Genomic DNA, 19,234 nt, shown 5'->3' on the forward strand with positions numbered 1-19,234 from the left:
TGACTTTTACTTTCAGGCCACCTTAGCTATCAAACAATTTATTTATTACACAGTGAAAGGGTATTTAATTGCTTCATGGCATTGGTACCCTTCCAAAGTAAAATCATTTGTGGTTACCCAAGTTTCAATATCATCCAATGACTTAATTTGAGGGTTAATAACCAATGAAGGAGACGCAAAAGGTTCACGTTTTAGCTGAACATCTCGCATTAAAGGCAACTGATTTTCGTAAATATGTGCGTTTACAATTTTATGGTAAGCCTTACCTGCTTTATGACCAGTAATACGAGCCATTAATGCAAGTAAAACAAAGCATTGAACTTGATTAAAATTAAGACCAAGCGGAACATCACAACTACGTTGATAGGATGTCAAATAAAGGGTGTCACCTAACAGTGAAAACGTATGAGTGTGCATACAAGGACGCAGGCAACCCATTTCAAATTCGCCGGGGTTATAAAAAGTGATGATTTCCGCGCGGTCATCAATGCCATTTTTTAAATTATTAACGACTTTTTTCAGTTGGTCTAAATACGTACCATCGGGACGTTGCCATGAGCGACCTTGAACACCATATACTCGCCCCATGTCATCTTCCCCTTTACGATGGGGGTTATTTAACCATGCTTGGTTTTCATTGGCATTAGCATTCCAAGTATTGCAACCAATTTCGCGGAATTGAGCTGCATTATCATAACCGCGTAGATACCCAAGGAGCTCAGCAATTGCAGCCTTATAAAAGCTTTTACGAGTCGTAATCAAAGGAAACTGGTTATTGCCAACATCGTATTCAAGGTCAGCATTGATAACCGTTAAGCAGCGAACACCTGTCCGCTCGTTTTCAACCCACTGTCCTTTATCAATAATACGTTGGCATAACTCAAGATACGGCTTCATAGTCACTCTCTTATTCAAAATAACTTAAGTGGCTAGCTAGCACCCTACCCTTTTCCTTTAATAAAAGAGTCGTTTTAAGGTGTACAGCTAGCCCTTACAATCGGGTTAATTAACTATTTTTAGGCTCTTTTAATGGCTTGTGTGCTGGGATGTTTTTACCATATTTATAAGCCCATACAATCATCAAAATACCAACAATAATCATTGGAACTGATAGAATTTGCCCCATACTGATCCCACTAAATAACCCTAATTGGGCATCTGGTTGCCTAAAGAACTCAACTATGATCCTAAATGCACCATAACCAATTAAAAATAGCCCGGAAACACTCCCCATTGGGCGAGGTTTACGAACAAATAAATTAAGAATAAGGAATAGGACAATACCTTCTAAGAACATCTCATAGAGCTGAGACGGGTGCCTTGGTAGCACACCATACTGTTCAAGAATAGGTAATAATGACGGGTCTTGGGCTGCAAGTTGAATATCTTCACTGCGCGAATGAGGGAATAAAAATGCCCATGGCGTATCCAGTGTCACTCGTCCCCATAGCTCCCCATTAATAAAGTTACCTATACGGCCCATACCTAAACCAAATGGGATCAATGGAGCAACAAAGTCTGAAACTTGTAAAAAACGGCGGCGCGTACGGTGGGCAAACCACATCATGGCGCATATTACACCAATTAAACCGCCATGGAATGACATCCCGCCATCCCAAACTTTAAACAGATAAAGGGGATCATCAAGAAAAACAGGAAGATTATAAAAGAAAACGTAACCAAGTCGGCCACCGACGAATACACCTACGAACCCAACATAGAGTAAATTTTCAACCTCATTTTTTGTCCATCCACTATTAGGCTTTGCGGCACGTCGCCCAGCCAACCATAGTGCAAAAACAAAACCCACAAGGTACATAAAACCATACCAGTGCAGCGATACTGGCCCAATTGAGAACATAACAGGATCAATTTCCGGAAATGCTAAGTAGCTGTTACTCATCGTTCCCCACTTTTAATAATTAAGCCAATCAGTCATCGGCTATAAAATATTCAATAGACTTCAATTTATTCGAAGCACACGAAAGCATACAATAAAAAGTATAGTAATTTATACTCAAAATTATTTGCTCCCACCTAATTTAAACACTTAATTAAAATAGCGCTCCCTTGGCTTCATAAGCGCCAATAGCAGAGAGGCACTCATCATTGACGTTAGTCCAGACATGATGACTGAATTAAATTCCACCACGTACAAAGCCACCTAAACGATGTTTCTCCATAAACTCACTTGCCTCCTGTCTGATGCTATCACAGGTTTCTGCAGCCAATAGTTTTGGCACTAGCTCAGACATCAAGGCTGGGTCTAGCTGACGGATTAAGTATTTCATACGAGGAACGCTACGCCCGCTCATACTTAAAGAACGATACCCCAGCGCAATCAATATCATGGCACTAAGTGGCTGTCCCGCCATTTCACCGCAAACACTTACAGGCAGCTGAATACGTTGACATTCTTCACTCACTTTCGCTAAAAAACGCACGACCGCGGGATGAAGATTATCATATAGTGCCGCCACATGTGTGTTGTTGCGGTCAACAGCAAGTAAATATTGTGTAAAGTCATTGGTACCAATCGAAATAAAATCAACCCGCTTTTTTATTTCTGGTAGTAAAAATAATAGGGAGGGAACTTCCAGCATTACCCCTATTTGCGGCATATTGATAGGTGTTCCTAGCAACAGGCTCACTTCTTCTTTTGCTCTTTTGATCAAGACAATAGCTTCATCAATTTCATTTATACTGGTTACCATCGGCAATAAAATACGCAAATTGCCTGAAAGCGCGTTAGCTCGCAGCATCGCCCTTAATTGGATCAAAAATATTTCTGGCTGGTCTAGCATGATCCGGATCCCTCGCCAACCTAAGCTCGGGTTCTCTTCACTAATTGGCATATAAGGTAACTGTTTATCTGCACCAATATCCAAAGTTCTTAGTACCACAGGCTTTGAGGGAAACAGTTGTAGTACTTCCTTATACAGCTGTTTTTGTTCATCTTCTGAAGGAAACCCATTATGTAGCATAAAAGGAAGTTCAGTACGATATAAGCCAATACCATCAACACCAGTATTAATTTGTTGCTCATAACGGGGGCTTAAACCTGCATTGAGATAAATACAGACCTGTTCACCATCTTTCAGTGTTGCATCTTGCTCAAGGGTGCCTTCCGCCAATCGGCTAATAACATTTTCTTCCTCAATGATTTGCTGATATTCCTGAATAATCAGGTTTTCCGGCTCAATGAAGACTTCACCACGATAACCATCTAAAATTAAATGGCGATTGTGCAATAACGAAGGCTCAATATCTGCCCCCATAATCGCAGGTATCCCCATTGCGCGGATCAAAATAGCAGAGTGTGAGTGTGTTGCCCCATCACGCACTATTACACCCATTAGTTGCTCAATCGGTAATTCAGCAAGTACGCTAGCACTGAGTTCATCCGCAACTAAAATAAAACGTTCTGGCCACTGTTCGTTCAGTGTTAATGAGTCATCAAGGTGGAATAATAAACGCTGGCCTAACGCTTTCAGGTCTGCGCCTCGCTCTCTTAAGTACAGATCACGTAAGCGAGAAAATTGCTCGACATAATTTTCAATGACTGTTTTTACGGCCCATTCTGCGGTTGCTTTATCTTCAATAGCTGCAAAGAGATGTTTTTTAAGTTGAGGATCACTTAACAAGTGATTATAAAGATCAAATATTGCAGCGCTTTCTTTTGCAGAGCTAGCCATAAAACGTTTACTAATACGACGGCATTCCGCAGTTGCACTTTCTAAGGCAGTAATAAGGCGCTGTTTTTCCCCTTCAATATCAATAGCACTAGCTTGACTGATACTTTCAAAAGATGGCTGAGAGTTATCTTGCCAACCATAAGCCATTGAAATCCCCTGTGAGACGGGTATGGCTTTAATTCTATTTTGTCGATATTGCCCAAAAACACCTTTTGTTTGAGCTTGCGATAGGATCACCGCGAGTTGCATCGACAACGTCACCATGAAAGATTCTTCAGTTTCGTTAAATAGCCTTTTCTCTCTCTGTTGCACGACAAGAACGCCTAATAGCTGACGCCGATAGACCACAGGTACACCTAAAAAAGCTTTGAGCTGTTCTTCTTTGAGTTGAGGAAGGAATTTATATTGGGGGTGCTCACGGATATCAGCCAAATTGAGCATTTCAGATTGACGCCCGACAGCGCCAACCACGCCTTCATCAAAACCAAGGCGTATAGCAATCCCGCTAGGTTTTTTTAACCCGCGGGTTGCCATTAAGTAATAACATTGGCGAGGGTGATCAGCTAAGTAAATTGAACAAACATCCGTCCGCATCGCTTTGCAAGTTTCATTCACCAATATTTCTAGTGCATCTGCCAAACTAGTTGCCATAGCAACTTTTTCGACAATGTCACGTAAACGCATCAACATCGGCTACTTTGCCCCACGCCTACGATTATTAAAAACAGGCCGTTGCGGTAATTTTTGTTCCTGTAGAGGCATAACAACTGGCGCAAACTCTTTCATCACACGGCGATAAACTTCCCGCTTGAAAGAAACTACCTGCCTGACAGGATACCAATAACTGACCCATCGCCAGCCATCAAATTCTGGCGATTTACTGCGCTGCACGTTTATATCTGCATCATTGCATTGAAGTTGAAGTAAAAACCAACGCTGTTTCTGCCCGATACAAACAGGTTTTGTATCCCAACGCACCAAACGCTTGGGTAATTTGTAACGTAACCAATTACGGGTAGATGCCAATAACCTGACATCTTTACGCTGTAGCCCGACTTCTTCGTATAACTCACGATACATCGCCTGTTCTGGCGATTCCCCTGGATTGATGCCTCCTTGAGGAAACTGCCAGGAATGCTGACCATAGCGGCGGGCCCATAGAACTTGCCCTTGCCGATTACAAATTACAATTCCTACATTCGGGCGGTAGCCATCATCATCAATCACAGACTACCTCAATAACCAAATTTGAAAGATGCCTAATTGTTTCACACATACCCAAACTGGTAAACCTATATCAATACAGTTTGCAGATATGTCTGAAGTCTCTACAATAGTGAACGTCTCAACGGGGTGCCAAATATGTTTAGGCTGAGAAATAACCCGTAGAACCTGATCCGGTTAATACCGGCGTAGGGATTTGAGCTACCGATATGCATCGGTTTCCCCTCAAATCCTGTGTCACTATCTTTTTAGCGCAGGAAAAAGCATGTTAAAAAACAAAATTATAGCATCAGTTTTTACGCTTAGTGCACTTAGTTTTAGCCAACTCGCTTGGGCCGAAAAACCCACACTCACTGTCTATACCTATGATTCCTTTGCTGCGCAATGGGGGCCGGGCCCACAGATTAAGAAGAATTTTGAAGCACAGTGTGACTGTGATTTAAAAATAGTCGCATTGGGTGATGGTGTTGCTTTACTCAATCGCCTAAGAATGGAAGGCAAAAAAAGTAAAGCTGACGTCATTTTAGGCTTAGATAACAACTTGTTAGATTCTGCGGAAAAAACAGGTTTATTCGCACCCGCTGACATCAATACCAACGCCTTAAAACTGCCTATTGAATGGGATAGCTCAACCTTTATTCCTTATGATTATGGCTATTTCGCATTCATATACGACACAAATAAAATAAAACAACCACCAACCAGTATGGATGATCTGCTAACTAGCGATAATAATTGGAAAATTATTTACCAAGACCCACGAACCAGTACGCCAGGGCTTGGGTTAATGCTATGGATAGAAAAATTATATGGTGATAAATCTGCCGATGCATGGCAAAAAATGGCGGCTAAAACGTTAACGGTCACTAAAGGCTGGAGTGAAGCTTACGGTTTGTTTTTAAAAGGGGAAGGTGACTTTGTCCTAAGTTATACTTCATCTCCCGGTTATCAAATGCTAAATGATAAAAAAGACAATTATGCAGCGGCATTATTTAGCGAAGGCCACTATATGCAAGTTGAGGTGGCAGCAAGGCTTAAAAACAGCCCTCAACCTGAACTAGCTAAGCAATTCTTACAGTTTATTTTAACACCTGAATTCCAAGATACATTACCAACCACAAACTGGATGTATCCGGTTATTGATACCCCATTACCTGAAGTGTATAACCAATTACCACTCCCTAATAAGGCGCTGCAATTTAGTTCACAAGAAGTTGCCAAACAACGTCAGACATGGACTCGTTTATGGCAAGCTGCCGTCAGTCGTTAATGAATCGGTCCTTACTGCCGGGGGCACTCGCCTCCGGCTTATTAATCACTGTTGCACTTCTTAGTCTTGGTGCACTTTGGTTTTTCGCGCCTGAAGTATCGATTAATGAAATTATTAGCGATAGCTATTTATGGCATGTGATTGGCTTCACCTTCTGGCAGGCTTTTTTATCTGCCGTTCTTTCGGTGATCCCCGCTATTTTTTTGGCTAGAGCCCTTTATCGCCGCCGCTTTGTAGGAAGAACTTTATTCCTACGTTTGTGTGCGATGACTTTAGTATTACCAGTTTTAGTTGCAGTATTTGGTATTTTATCGGTCTATGGGCAAACTGGTTGGTTAGGAAAATTAGCCCAATTATTCGGTATCAACTACCAATTCTCCCCTTATGGCTTAAAAGGCATCCTGTTGGCTCACATATTCTTTAATATGCCCCTAGCTACTCGTATGCTATTACAATCATTAGAAAATATAGCTATTGAGCAGCGGCAAATTGCTGCACAACTTAGGTTTAATGAATGGCAGCAATTTACGATTTTAGAATGGCCTTATTTGCGTCGGCAAATTCTGCCTACTGCAGCCTTAATTTTTATGTTGTGCTTTGCAAGTTTTGCTACAGTTCTTGCCCTCGGCGGTGGCCCCGCTGCCACAACCATTGAGCTCGCGATTTACCAAGCACTCAACTACGATTTTGACTTAGGAAGAGCCGCTATTTTAGCGCTTATCCAGCTTTTTTTCTGTGTCGGCCTGATGTTTATTTGCCAAAAAATTAATGGTTTATTTTCAGTTGGTTTTAGTCAACAAGCTCAATGGGTTGACCCAACAGATAATTGGTTTCGCCGTATTCGTGATGCATTGTTTATCATTGCGGCCATGTTATTGCTACTCCCCCCGCTTTTAGCCGTTATTTTAGATGGCTTAAATGGGCAACTTTGGTCTGTTTTACAACAATCAGCGCTTTGGCAAGCCACCAGCACTTCCTTATTCATCGCACTATGTGCCGGCTTTGTTTGCGTTATATTGACCTTAATGCTGCTATGGAGCAGCCGTGAATTGCGTTTACGTCAAGCCTTACGCCTTGGTCAAGCTATCGAACTGAGTGGGCTAATTATTCTGGCTATGCCAGGGATCGTATTAGCAACAGGCTTCTTCATTTTTTTCAATGAAACGATTGGGTTACCAGAAACACCCTACCCTTTAGTTATTATGACAAATGCCTTACTCGCTATTCCTTACGCATTAAAGGTTCTCGAAAACCCTATGCGGGATATGGCAGAACGTTATAATCCTTTATGCCAGTCATTGGGTATTTCAGGCATCAACCGCTTTAAAATCATTGAATTAAAAGCATTACGCAAACCTATTGCACAAGCTCTCGCATTCGCTTGTGTTATTTCCATCGGTGATTTCGGTGTTGTCGCCTTATTTGGTAATGAAAACTTCCTTACCCTGCCTTATTACCTGTATCAACAAATTGGTGCTTATCGAACAAATGATGGTGCAGTCACTGCGATGTTACTATTACTGCTCTGTTTTTGCTTATTTAGCTTGCTAGAACGCATTTCAGGAAAACATTATGATTAAACTGACCCAACTGAACTACCAATACGATAACCTAACTATGTTATTTGATTTTTCAGTAAAATCAGGGGAATGCGTCGCTATTATGGGGCCCAGTGGCGCAGGGAAAAGTACGTTATTAAGTTTAATCAGTGGGTTTCAATTTGCTAAAACTGGGGCTATTGAATTAAATAGCGAAAACCATACCTTTACCCCCCCTGCAAAACGCCCTGTTTCCATGTTATTTCAAGAAAATAATTTATTTGCACATTTAACCGTTAGGCAAAATATTGGTTTGGGGCTACACCCTAGCTTGCGGCTTACTCAAGCACAAATGCAACAAGTAGAGCTGATGGCTGATCATGTTAGCCTGCGCGATTGTTTAGATAGATTACCAGCACAGCTTTCCGGAGGGCAGCGTCAGCGTGCTGCCCTTGCCCGTTGCCTTATCCGCAATCAACCAATCTTACTGCTTGATGAGCCCTTTTCTGCTTTAGACCCTGCCCTACGCAGTGAAATGCTCTTGTTGCTTAAATCAGTTTGTGAAGAAAAATCAATCACCTTATTAATGGTTTCACATAATATTGATGATGCGCTACAAATAGCACCACGCTCATTGGTCATTGCTGATGGTGTGATTGCCTACGATGGTACGACTCAACAGTTATTGCAGGGTAAAAGTCCTGCCTCAACCTTACTTAACATCTCGACACGAACTCACAATTAACACTGTATAAATTCACACTATTCGCGTATATTTATAGGATATTTTGTCACGCGAGTAGCTAAATGTCTCAACTTATGACCTCCGCAGAAAAAGGCTTTATTCTTAGCCGCCACTGGCGAGACACCCGTCAAGGTGTCGAGGTCACTTATTGGTTGCTTACCGACACACGCCCTCAAAAAATTACTATTCCTTATCAAAAAGCGATTGGTTTTTTACCCGAATCTAAACTTTCTATTGTAAAGCCTTTGCTAGATAGCCAACCTAATGTCACCTATCGGCGGGTTGAATTGGCCGATTTTCAACGGGAAAAAGTGTATGCCATTTATTGTCATCAATACCGCCAATTACAAAATCTCAGCAAAAATTGCAGTGAATTAGGCGTCGAATTATTAGAAACAGACATTCGCCCTTGTGAACGCTACTTAATGGAGCGCTTTATTACTGCGCCAGTCTGGTTTTCTCAGACTCAACAAGGTGAGTATCAACTTAAACCCTGTGAAGGTTATCGTCCCGCTATCAAAGCAGTATCTCTTGATATAGAAACGAGCCAACATGGTGAGCTATATTCAATCGGCTTATCAGGGTGCAATGACAACGTCGTGTTTATGTTAGGCCCAGTTCAAGGGCCAGCGCGAGGGGGGGATTACCGCCTAGTCTATGTGAATAGCCGGCCTCAATTAATTGAGAAACTTAATGAATGGCTGAAACAATACGACCCTGATGCCATCATCGGTTGGAACTTAATCCAATTCGACCTACAAGTTTTACAAAAACATGCTGAGCGTTATGGCATTCCACTATTACTTGGCCGGCAAGGTAAAAAACTCGAATGGCGGGAACATGGTTTTAAACAAGGGGTATTTTTCGCTTCCGCTGAAGGCCGGTTAATTATTGATGGCATTGATGCCTTAAAAGCAGCCACTTGGAGCTTTTCGTCATTTAGCTTAGAATTTGTTGCCCAAGAATTGCTTGGTGAAGGTAAAGCGATTGATACTCCATACGACAGAATGGATGAAATTAACCGCCGCTTCGCCCATGATAAACCCGCTTTGGCTCACTACAATATTCAAGACTGCATTTTAGTGCATCGCATCTTTGCAAAAACAGATTTAATGGCATTCTTGCAAGAACGCTCAACTGTAACAGGCCTTGCCGTGGATAAAATGGGCGGTTCAGTGGCTGCATTCTCTCACCTGTATATTCCACGTTTACACCGCCTTGGTTTTGTTGCTCCAAATTTGATGGAACAAAAATCCCAGCTAAACCCCGGGGGCTTTGTCATGGATTCCCAACCTGGGTTATATGACTCCGTATTAGTTTTGGATTTTAAAAGCCTATACCCTTCAATTATTAGGACTTTTTTAATTGACCCCGCAGGGATGATCGAAGGGTTAGCACACCCAGACCCACAACATTCGGTTCCGGGTTTCCGCCAAGCATGGTTTTCCCGTAAAACACATTGTTTGCCTGATATTGTTAGCCATATTTGGCAAGAACGCGATAAAGCCAAACAAGAACATAACGCTCCGTTATCTCAAGCGCTTAAAATTATTATGAATGCCTTTGCTGGGGTATTGGGCGCAGAAGGTTGCCGTTTCTTCGACCCAAGGCTAACAGCGTCGATTACCATGCGTGGGCATGAAATTATGCGTACCACAAAACGCCTGATTGAGTCCCAAGGTTATCAAGTTATTTATGGTGATACCGACTCCACATTTGTCTGGCTACGTGAGGCTCACAATGAAGAACAAGCGCAAAAAATAGGGTTTGCCTTACGTGATTACGTGAATAACTGGTGGAAAAACCATTTAAGGGATGAGTTGCAATTAAATGGTGTTTTAGAACTGGAATATGAAACCCACTATCGCCGATTCTTAATGCCAACTGTACGTGGTGCGGAAATGGGCAGTAAAAAACGCTATGCGGGGTTGAGTAAAGACACTATGGTATTTAGGGGGCTGGAAACTATCCGCTCTGACTGGACGCCATTAGCCCAGATATTCCAAAAAGAGCTGTACACCCTCATTTTCCATCGTCAGCCATACCATGAGTATATTCGCGAATATATAAAAAACATTCGAACAGGGAAGTATGACGACCGGTTAATTTACCGTAAACGCCTACGGCGCAAACTAACCGATTACCAAAAAAATGTGCCCCCCCATGTTCGAGCAGCCCGCGCTGCGGATGACTATAATTTAAAATTGCAACGCCCTTTACAGTACCAAAATGGTGGCTGGATCAGCTATATTATTACCCAAGCAGGGCCAGAACCCCTTGAAAAAATCACTGCAAAGCCAGATTACGAACACTATATTTTGAAACAAATTAAGCCAATAGCTGATGCCATTCTCCCCTTCTTACAAGATGACTTTGATGCCTTACTCACTGGGCAAATTACACTTTTGTTTTAAAATTTAATATCGCTTTGGTGTTTTTTTAACAGGTGACGATAAGCTCTGGTTGAATTAATATATCGCCCCTTTGATGTATCGCACATCTGACTGCACAAATAATGCGCGATAATCAACGATACTCGTTATAATTCAAATGGTATGCCTTGTGATAAATCCACAACAGCCTTTCCACTTAACGATATGGGTCTATTCACTCACATTGCTGCAATTTGAATTATTAAATGTGTATAATTAATCATCAGGTACTGACTTTTTTTAAAAATAACTCGAACTCTTCCTTGTGTGACTCATAACGGGTTATACCAATAATGAGCGAAGATACCGATAAAAATTGTCTTAAAAAATCTAAAAATAAACTCTCAATTTTATGGAATTAAATTAAATCTATGCCATTTACTCTTGGTCAACGCTGGATCAGCGATACAGAAAGCGAACTTGGATTAGGTGCCGTTGTGGCGATTGATGCCCGTATGGTCACGTTACTTTTCCCTGCAAGTGGAGAAAACCGCCTCTACTCACGCAGCGATGCCCCTATTACCCGAGTAATGTTTAATGAAGGTGATACCATAACTAGCCATGAAGGCTGGCAGCTTCAAGTTGAAAGCATTGAAGAAGACAAGGGATTATTAACTTACATCGGCACTCGCTTAGATACACAAGAAAAAGATGTAAGTCTTAGGGAAGTGTTTCTTGACAGTAAGCTCACGTTTAATAAACCGCAAGACCGCTTATTCGCTGGCCAAATTGACCGTATGGATCGCTTTGCCTTGCGTTATCGTGCGCGTAAATTCCAAAGTGAGCAAGTTAAGCACCAAGCGACAGGGTTACGTGGCATTCGAGCCAGTTTGATCCCACACCAATTACATATCGCAAATGAAGTGGGTAAACGCCACCACCCTCGTGTGTTATTAGCCGATGAAGTTGGCTTAGGAAAAACCATCGAAGCAGGGATGATTATCCACCAGCAATTAATCGCTGGGCGTGCTGAGCGTGTATTAATTATTGTACCAGATAGCTTACAGCACCAATGGTTAGTCGAAATGCTACGCCGCTTTAACCTACGTTTTTCTTTATTTGATGATAGCCGTTATAGCGAAGCACAACACGATAGTGATAACCCATTTGAAACTGAACAACTGGTGCTTTGTTCACTCGATTTCGTGCGTCGCAGTAAGCAACGCTTTGACCAACTCGTTGAAGCTGGCTGGGATATGATGGTTGTTGATGAAGCACACCACTTACAGTGGAGTGAATCAGCCCCTAGTCGTGAATATCAGGTTATTGAAACATTAGCTGAAAATGTTCCTTCTATTCTGCTACTTACCGCCACACCTGAACAACTAGGCCAAGAAAGCCACTTTGCGCGTTTACGTTTGCTGGACCCTAGCCGTTTCCATGACTATCAAGAATTTATTGCAGAACAAGAAAATTATCGCCCTGTTGCCGATGCCGTTTCATTACTGCTCTCTGGTGAAAAACTGACAAACGACCAGCAAAACTTGCTCAATGAATTAATTAAAGAGCAAGACATCGAACCGCTATTAAAAGCAGCAAATGTTGAGAGTGAAGATGGTACGGCTGCGCGCCAAGAGCTAATTAACATGTTAATGGACCGTCATGGGACTAGCCGGCTGCTATTTCGCAATACGCGTAACGGAGTAAAAGGCTTTCCTCGCCGCGAATTGCATTCTTTAAAAATGCCATTGCCAACCCAATACCAAACAGCGATTAAAGTTGCAGGTATTATGGGAGCAAAAAAAGACACCGAAACACGCGCCAAAGAAATGCTTTATCCAGAGCAAATCTACCAAGAATTTGAAGGTGAAAATGCAACTTGGTGGAACTTCGATCCACGCGTTGAATGGTTGATGGGCTTTTTAACCGCTAACCGCCATGAAAAAGTATTAGTAATCTGCGCGAAAGCTGCAACCGCACTTCAATTAGAACAAGTCTTACGCGAACGCGAAGGTATCCGTGCAGCCGTATTCCATGAAGGGTTATCACTATTAGAGCGCGACCGTGCGGCAGCTTACTTTGCTTCCGAAGAAGAAGGCGCACAAGTGTTACTCTGCTCTGAAATTGGTTCTGAAGGCCGCAATTTCCAATTTGCAAACCAATTAGTGATGTTTGATTTACCCTTCAACCCGGACCTATTAGAACAGCGTATCGGCCGCTTAGATAGGATTGGCCAAAACCGTGATATCACCATCAACGTCCCGTATTTAGAAAATACGGCACAATCCGTTCTACTGCGCTGGTATCACGAGGGTTTAGATGCCTTTGAGCATACCTGCCCAACGGGTCGAGCAATTTACGATAAGTACTATCAGCCATTATTACAATTTATGGCCGACCCAACGGTAACCGACGGTTTCGATGAGTTTATCAAAACCTGTCGTGAAGAACATGACAGCTTAAAACTACAATTGGAACAAGGGCGCGACCGTTTACTGGAAATGCATTCTAACGGCGGGGAGTCTGGTAACCTATTGGCTCAAGAAATTGGTGAAGGTGATAATGACACTGAATTAGTCAATTTCTCACTAAACTTATTTGATATCGTTGGAATTAACCAAGAAGATAAGAGTGATAACTTAATTATTCTGACGCCTTCTGACCATATGTTAGTCCCTGATTTCCCTGGCCTTCCTCAAGATGGCTGTACCATTACTTTTGATAGGGAACAGGCACTTTCACGCGAAGATACGCAATTTATCAGTTGGGAGCACCCAATTATCCGTAACGGCTTGGATTTAGTGTTATCCAGCGATACAGGTAGCTGCGCGGTTTCTTTATTAAAAAATAAAGCTCTCCCCGTAGGTACTTTGCTGACAGAGTTAATTTACGTTGTGGAAGCTCAAGCGCCTAAGCACCTGCAAATTAGCCGTTTCTTACCCGCTACGCCTGTGCGTTTATTAATTGACCTAAAAGGCAATAACTTATCGTCTCAAGTTGAGTTTGAAAGTTTTAACCGTCAATTAAATGCGATTAACCGCCATATGGCGAGCAAATTGGTCAATGCGGTGCAAAATGAAGTGCATTCTGTACTGCGTTTATCTGAACCTATGGTGGAAACAGAAGCCAAAGCCTTGATAGAGAGCGCTAAAGAAGCCGCCGACAAAGCACTAACGTTGGAGTTTTCTCGTTTAGAAGCCCTTAAAGCGGTTAACCCTAATATTCGTGATGAAGAACTGGATATTATCGAGGAAGAGCGCCAACAACTGATCACTAATATTGACCAAGCAACATGGCGTTTAGATGCTATTCGCTTAGTTGTGGTGACGCATCAGTAAGATGTATACACGGCAGCCCATTCATATCGATTATTATTAACGGTTTGAATTATAGCTAACCTAATTTAAAATCATGACTGACTTCTCCCTCATCTGAGGGAGAATTTTTTAAGAGCTTTGGGAGCTACATATTTTATGATGGAACCCTATCATCCCGCCATTGAACCTTGGCTATTTGTGTTATACCAAGATGACCACATTATTGTGGTGAATAAGCCAAGCGGGCTACTCTCTGTGCCGGGAAAAGCGCCAGAGCACCATGACAGCATTATGAGTCGTATTCAGCGTGATTTTCCTACGGCAGAATCTGTCCACCGTCTGGATATGGCGACGAGTGGCGTAATGGTTGTTGCCCTGCATAAAGCCGCAGAACGGGAGCTTAAACGCCAATTTAGGGAACGGGAGCCGAAAAAAGTCTATATTGCTCGAGTATGGGGCCATTTAGAAAAAGAAGAAGGCTTAATTGATTTACCACTAATTTGTGATTGGCCAAACCGCCCTAAGCAAAAGGTGTGTTTTGAAACGGGGAAATCAGCTCAAACGCAATACCAAGTTTTGCAATATGAAGAGCAAGCAACTCGCGTTAAGCTTTCACCAATTACAGGCCGCTCCCATCAATTACGGGTACATATGTTGGCTTTAGGGCACCCTATCCTTGGTGATCGCTTCTATGCTCACGATGAGGCAAAATCCCTAGCACCACGCTTACAGTTACATGCTCAGGAGTTATATATCACTCATCCTGAATATGGCACACCAATGCATTTTACCTGCCAACCCGATTTTTAACGCTAAATTTATTTGATCGTTTGATTAATCCCCCCTCTGCCATACCCTAAATAGTTCATGTTACAGCTAGGTGGCAAGAGAGCAAATCCCTAGAGCGTAGATAACTACGTAACTAGGGGGTCGTGGATGAAGACAACAAAGCGAGGTTTTTTGGCTTTTCTTCGTTAACCTGATTTCCCTTACATAGTTCGTGTTGCAGCTAGGTGGCAAGAGAGCAAATCCCTAGAGCGTAGATAACTACGTAACTAGGGGGTCGTGGATGAAGACAACAAAGCGAGGTTTTTTGGTTTTTCTTCGTTAACCTAATTTCCCTTAAATAGTTCGTGTTGCAGCTAGGTGGCAAGAGAGCAAATCCCTAGAGCGTAGATAACTACGTAACTAGGGGGTTGTGGATGAAGACAACAAAGCGAGGTTTTTTGGCTTTTCTTCGTTAACCTGATTTCCCTTACATAGTTCGTGTTGCAGCTAGGCGGCAAGAGAGCAAATCCCTAGAGCGTAGATAACTACGTGACGAGGAGTTCGTGGATGAAGACAACAAAGCGAGGTTTTTTGGCTTTTCTTCGTTAACCTGACTTTCTCTAAATAGTTCGTGTTGCAGCTAGACGGCAAGAGAGAAATCCCTAGAGCGTAGATAACTACGTAACTAGGGGTTCGTGGATGAAGACAACAAAGCGAGGTTTTTTGGCTTTTCTTCGTTAACCTGATTTCCCTTAAATAGTTCGTGTTGCAGCTAGGCGGCAAGAGAGCAAATCCCTAGGAGCATACAAAAGTATGTGACTAGGGTGCGCGAGCGCAGCCAACAACGCTGCGGCGCGAAATATGACAGGGAAATTTATTTGAAGCCCAGCTCCTTCTTGACTAGATCATAAGCCGCTTGAATTGATTGGGCTTTTTGTTTAGCAATTTCCATCATTTCAGGGGGTAAACCTTTCGCCACCAGCTTATCTGGGTGATGTTCACTCATTAATTTACGGTAAGCACGTTTAATTTTTGTAGGGTCATCGCTAGGAGACACACCAAGCACTTTACAGGCATCTTCTAAGGTTGGGCCATTTGATTGTTGATAATAGCCCCCAGATTGCTGCTGAGAGTACCCTTGGCCAAATTGGCGACCACTTTGAATCATATCTAAGAACTGCTCAAATTGGGCTTTTGAAATCCCTAACTCTTCCGCGATAATAAACAACACTTTTCTTTCATTCGGATGCAACTGCCCATCCGCAAAAGCGGCTTGTAATTGAATTTCCAGAAACATCTGAATTAAGTCAAAACGACCATAGCAGGCCATACGTAATTGCTTTAATACATCACGTAATGGGAAGTCAGGAGATTTACCTTCTCTAAATGCCTGTTGGGCAGCTTTTCGGGTCTCTCCATGCAATTGCATTCTATCCATCAAATTTGATGCAAGCTGAATATCTGTCTCAGTTACACGGCCTTTCGACTTCGTTAAATGACCTAAAATTTGGAAGGTACTCGCAAAGAAAATGATTTGCCGATCACGTTTGTTCATCGCCCCAGCGAACTTACGTTGTATCGATGCTTTATCAAAACCGTGCCCAATAATTAGCCCTACTAGCGCCCCCCAAAAGCCCAATCCAGAGACGATTGCGAGTACAACGCCAATAATTTTACCCCAATAGTGCATATATCCCTCAATTCTTCAATGCTCAGAATGCAATTTTGCATTATCATACTATTCATTCTGCTCTATGCATAACTACCCGCGCGTAAAGTTTTTTACATTATACTGGCGCAAAGTGGTTGGCTAAGTTAGTCTTTGAGCGTTTGCTGGCTGTGCCAATTATGACGGAACCGCATATTTAATGATGAAAAAAAGCTATCCAACACTACTTGCCACCATGGTATGGGCGGCAATTTATAGTCAGCAAGCACATGCTGACCTTGCACAGCAGTGTATGCTGGGTGTCCCTGTATATACAAAACCTATTGTAAAGGGTGACCCCAACAACCTGCCTATTCACATAACTGCTGAAGATGTCCGTGGCGAATACCCTAATTTTGTTGAATATGACGGTAATGTCGATATTCAACAAGGGAACCAGACATTAACCGCTGATAACGTCAAACTCACCCAAACAGAAACGGCGGGTGAGCCTCCTGTACGTGAAGTGACCGCAACCGGTAATGTTCATTACGATGATCCGCAAATTATCTTAAAAGGCCCTTCAGCATGGTCGAATTTAGATAACAAAAATACCGATGTAAATGATGGTAACTACATGATGGTAGGCCGTCAGGGACGTGGTGACGCAACAAAAATGAAGATGCGTGATGAAAACCGTTATTCCATTATGGAAAATGGGACTTTCACCACCTGCTTACCTGGCAATAATAGCTGGAGCGTTGCTGGTTCAGAAGTAATTATCGACCGAGAAGAAGAAGTCGCTGAAATTTGGCATGCGCGCTTTAAAGTTGGTGATGTGCCAATTTTTTATAGCCCATATATGCAGTTGCCTATTGGTAACAAGCGTCGTTCCGGTTTCTTAATTCCAACAGGTAGCTATTCAACTAATGACGGTTTAGAGTTTTCTTTACCTTATTATTGGAATATTGCACCGAACTACGATGCAACTATCACCCCACAGTTTATGACACACCGTGGTGTTAAGTTAAATAATGAATTCCGTTATCTAATAACACCAGGAACAGGTACCGTTGCATTTGACTTTCTGAAGCATGACAGAGCCTACAGTAAAGATAAAGAACGTGGTAAACGTGAAAAGCGTGACAGCGATGACCGCTGGTTATTCTACTGGCGCCATTCAGGTACCTATGCAGGGCATTGGAATTTTAGCTCAGACTATACCAAAGTAAGCGACCCAAGCTACTTTACAGATTTTAGTTCCCAATACGGTAGTACCACTGATGGTTATGCCACCCAAAAATTCAGTGCCGGTTATTCAGATACTAACTGGAATGCTAAAGTTACCCATAAGCAGTTCCAGATCTTTGCTGATAACCCAAACAAACGCGCATATAAAGCGGAGCCGCAAGTTGACTTTAATTATTATAAAAATAATTTAGGCGCTTTCGATTTTCATACCTATGCGCAAGCGGCTCGTTTTACTAGTGTGGGTAAAAACAACCCTGATGCAACACGTTTACACTTCGAACCTGAGGTGAACCTGCCATTATCAAATGGCTGGGCAAATATGAACAATAGCATTAAATTGTATGCTACCCATTACGACCAAGACATACCCCGCTCTAATACTGATAAAAATTTAGAGAAAAATGTAAGCCGTGTTCTCCCAATGTTCAAAAGTGACGCAAAAGTCGTTTTTGAGCGCGACCTCTACCAAGGAAGCGATTTTATACAAACATTAGAGCCACGCGTACAGTACCTGTATATTCCGTATAAAGATCAGGACAATATCAATAACTTCGATTCCTCATTATTACAATCGGATTACAGCGGTTTGTTCCGTGACAGAATATACAGTGGTCTTGACCGTATAGCCTCAGCAAATCAGCTCACTACGGGTGTTACAACTCGCCTCTATGATGATAGTTTAGCTGAGCGCTTTAATTTCTCCGTTGGGCAAATTTATTATTTCGAACGCCCTCGTGCGGGTGACTCTAACCGCCCAATTGATGATAAAAGTAATACCGGTTCCTTATTATGGGCCACTGATACCATGTGGCGCATCGATGATAATTGGGGAATGCGCGGTGGTTTACAGTATGACCGTCGTCTAGGCAATGTCACTATGGGGAACGCTGTTGCAGAATATCGTTTAGATGCAGATAGATTAGTTCAGTTGAACTACCGTTTTGTTGACCGCGATTATATTCAAGCAACCTTCCGTCGTGATGATGTGGCAAATGGTGGCTACACCTATACCCTACCTGAATATCAACAAGGTATTTCACAGGTAGGTACGGTTGTTAGTTGGCCATTGAATGATCGCTGGGGTTTTGTCGGCTCATATTATTATGATACAAAACAAAAACAATCCGCGAGCCAACTGGTTGGGTTGCAATATAATACCTGTTGTTGGGCAGTCAACCTTGGCTATGAACGTAAGATTGTCGGTTGGCAAAAAGAAAAGTTCAGCAGCGAATATGATAATAAATGGTCAATCAATGTGGAACTTAGAGGCCTAAATAACAATCATAGTTTAGGTAGTCAGGAAATGTTGAGCCGAGGTATTATGCCTTATCAACGTGCTTTCTGATAACAAATAGCATCGTTTATTCTGAATAATTTGAGATGCATTTACTCTAAATACTTCGAGG

12 protein-coding genes and 1 riboswitch are annotated in these 19,234 nt (G+C 42.3%); of the genes, 7 read left to right on the forward strand and 5 right to left on the reverse strand.

Annotated features, from left to right (window positions below; translation table 11 throughout):
* Nucleotides 1–45: 45 nt before the first annotated feature.
* From P3L56_RS16750 to rppH, 4 genes are all read right to left on the reverse strand, one after another.
* Nucleotides 46–897 carry a thymidylate synthase gene (locus P3L56_RS16750; RefSeq protein ID WP_042845989.1) on the reverse strand — a complete coding sequence of 284 codons (852 nt, stop codon included), beginning with the start codon at nt 895–897 and terminating at the stop codon, nt 46–48.
* A gap of 109 nt (nt 898–1,006) precedes the next feature.
* Entirely contained in the window at nt 1,007–1,903 is an 897-nt protein-coding gene (gene lgt / locus P3L56_RS16755; protein ID WP_042845990.1) for a prolipoprotein diacylglyceryl transferase, read from the reverse strand.
* A 235-nt stretch (nt 1,904–2,138) separates the two neighbouring features.
* The gene (gene ptsP, locus P3L56_RS16760) at nt 2,139–4,385 is read right to left on the reverse strand and encodes a phosphoenolpyruvate--protein phosphotransferase (RefSeq protein ID WP_048606297.1); all 2,247 of its coding nucleotides are present in this window, start codon (nt 4,383–4,385) and stop codon (nt 2,139–2,141) included.
* Between the two features lie 3 nt (nt 4,386–4,388).
* A complete protein-coding gene (gene rppH, locus P3L56_RS16765) occupies nt 4,389–4,922 on the reverse strand; it encodes an RNA pyrophosphohydrolase (protein ID WP_042845994.1) in 534 nt (177 codons plus the stop codon).
* A gap of 112 nt (nt 4,923–5,034) precedes the next feature.
* Nucleotides 5,035–5,132, forward strand: a riboswitch (TPP riboswitch).
* A 52-nt stretch (nt 5,133–5,184) separates the two neighbouring features.
* Here rppH and thiB point away from each other — a divergent pair.
* From thiB to rluA, 6 genes are all read left to right on the forward strand, one after another.
* The gene (thiB, locus tag P3L56_RS16770) at nt 5,185–6,189 is read left to right on the forward strand and encodes a thiamine ABC transporter substrate binding subunit (protein ID WP_048606295.1); all 1,005 of its coding nucleotides are present in this window, start codon (nt 5,185–5,187) and stop codon (nt 6,187–6,189) included.
* Nucleotides 6,165–7,769, forward strand: a complete 1,605-nt coding sequence (thiP, locus tag P3L56_RS16775) for a thiamine/thiamine pyrophosphate ABC transporter permease ThiP (RefSeq protein ID WP_166685717.1) — start codon at nt 6,165–6,167, stop codon at nt 7,767–7,769. The genes thiB and thiP overlap by 25 nt, the downstream gene beginning before the upstream one ends.
* Nucleotides 7,762–8,472 (forward strand): thiamine ABC transporter ATP-binding protein ThiQ, encoded by a 711-nt coding sequence (gene thiQ, locus P3L56_RS16780; protein WP_210831331.1) that lies wholly within the window; start codon nt 7,762–7,764, stop codon nt 8,470–8,472. Before thiP ends, thiQ begins: the two co-directional genes overlap by 8 nt.
* 62 nt (nt 8,473–8,534) lie before the next feature.
* On the forward strand, nt 8,535–10,886 hold the full coding sequence (locus P3L56_RS16785) for a DNA polymerase II (RefSeq protein WP_210831330.1): 2,352 nt from the start codon (nt 8,535–8,537) through the stop codon (nt 10,884–10,886).
* Nucleotides 10,887–11,275: 389 nt separating this feature from the next.
* Nucleotides 11,276–14,182, forward strand: a complete 2,907-nt coding sequence (gene rapA, locus P3L56_RS16790; RefSeq protein WP_129466391.1) for an RNA polymerase-associated protein RapA — start codon at nt 11,276–11,278, stop codon at nt 14,180–14,182.
* Nucleotides 14,183–14,317: 135 nt separating this feature from the next.
* A complete protein-coding gene (gene rluA / locus P3L56_RS16795) occupies nt 14,318–14,971 on the forward strand; it encodes a bifunctional tRNA pseudouridine(32) synthase/23S rRNA pseudouridine(746) synthase RluA (RefSeq protein WP_166685719.1) in 654 nt (217 codons plus the stop codon).
* Nucleotides 14,972–15,803: 832 nt separating this feature from the next.
* Here the strand turns inward: rluA and djlA are convergent.
* Nucleotides 15,804–16,619, reverse strand: coding sequence for a co-chaperone DjlA (djlA, locus tag P3L56_RS16800; protein ID WP_042846004.1), 816 nt, complete (start codon nt 16,617–16,619; stop codon nt 15,804–15,806).
* Between the two features lie 181 nt (nt 16,620–16,800).
* Between djlA and lptD the strand changes: the two genes are divergently transcribed.
* Nucleotides 16,801–19,173: an LPS assembly protein LptD gene (lptD, locus tag P3L56_RS16805; protein ID WP_042846392.1), complete on the forward strand. Its 2,373-nt coding sequence runs from the start codon at nt 16,801–16,803 to the stop codon at nt 19,171–19,173.
* Nucleotides 19,174–19,234 lie beyond the last annotated feature (61 nt).

The organism is Providencia sp. PROV024, assembly GCF_032709665.1.
In the GTDB taxonomy this organism is placed as follows: Bacteria; Pseudomonadota; Gammaproteobacteria; order Enterobacterales; family Enterobacteriaceae; genus Providencia; species Providencia huashanensis.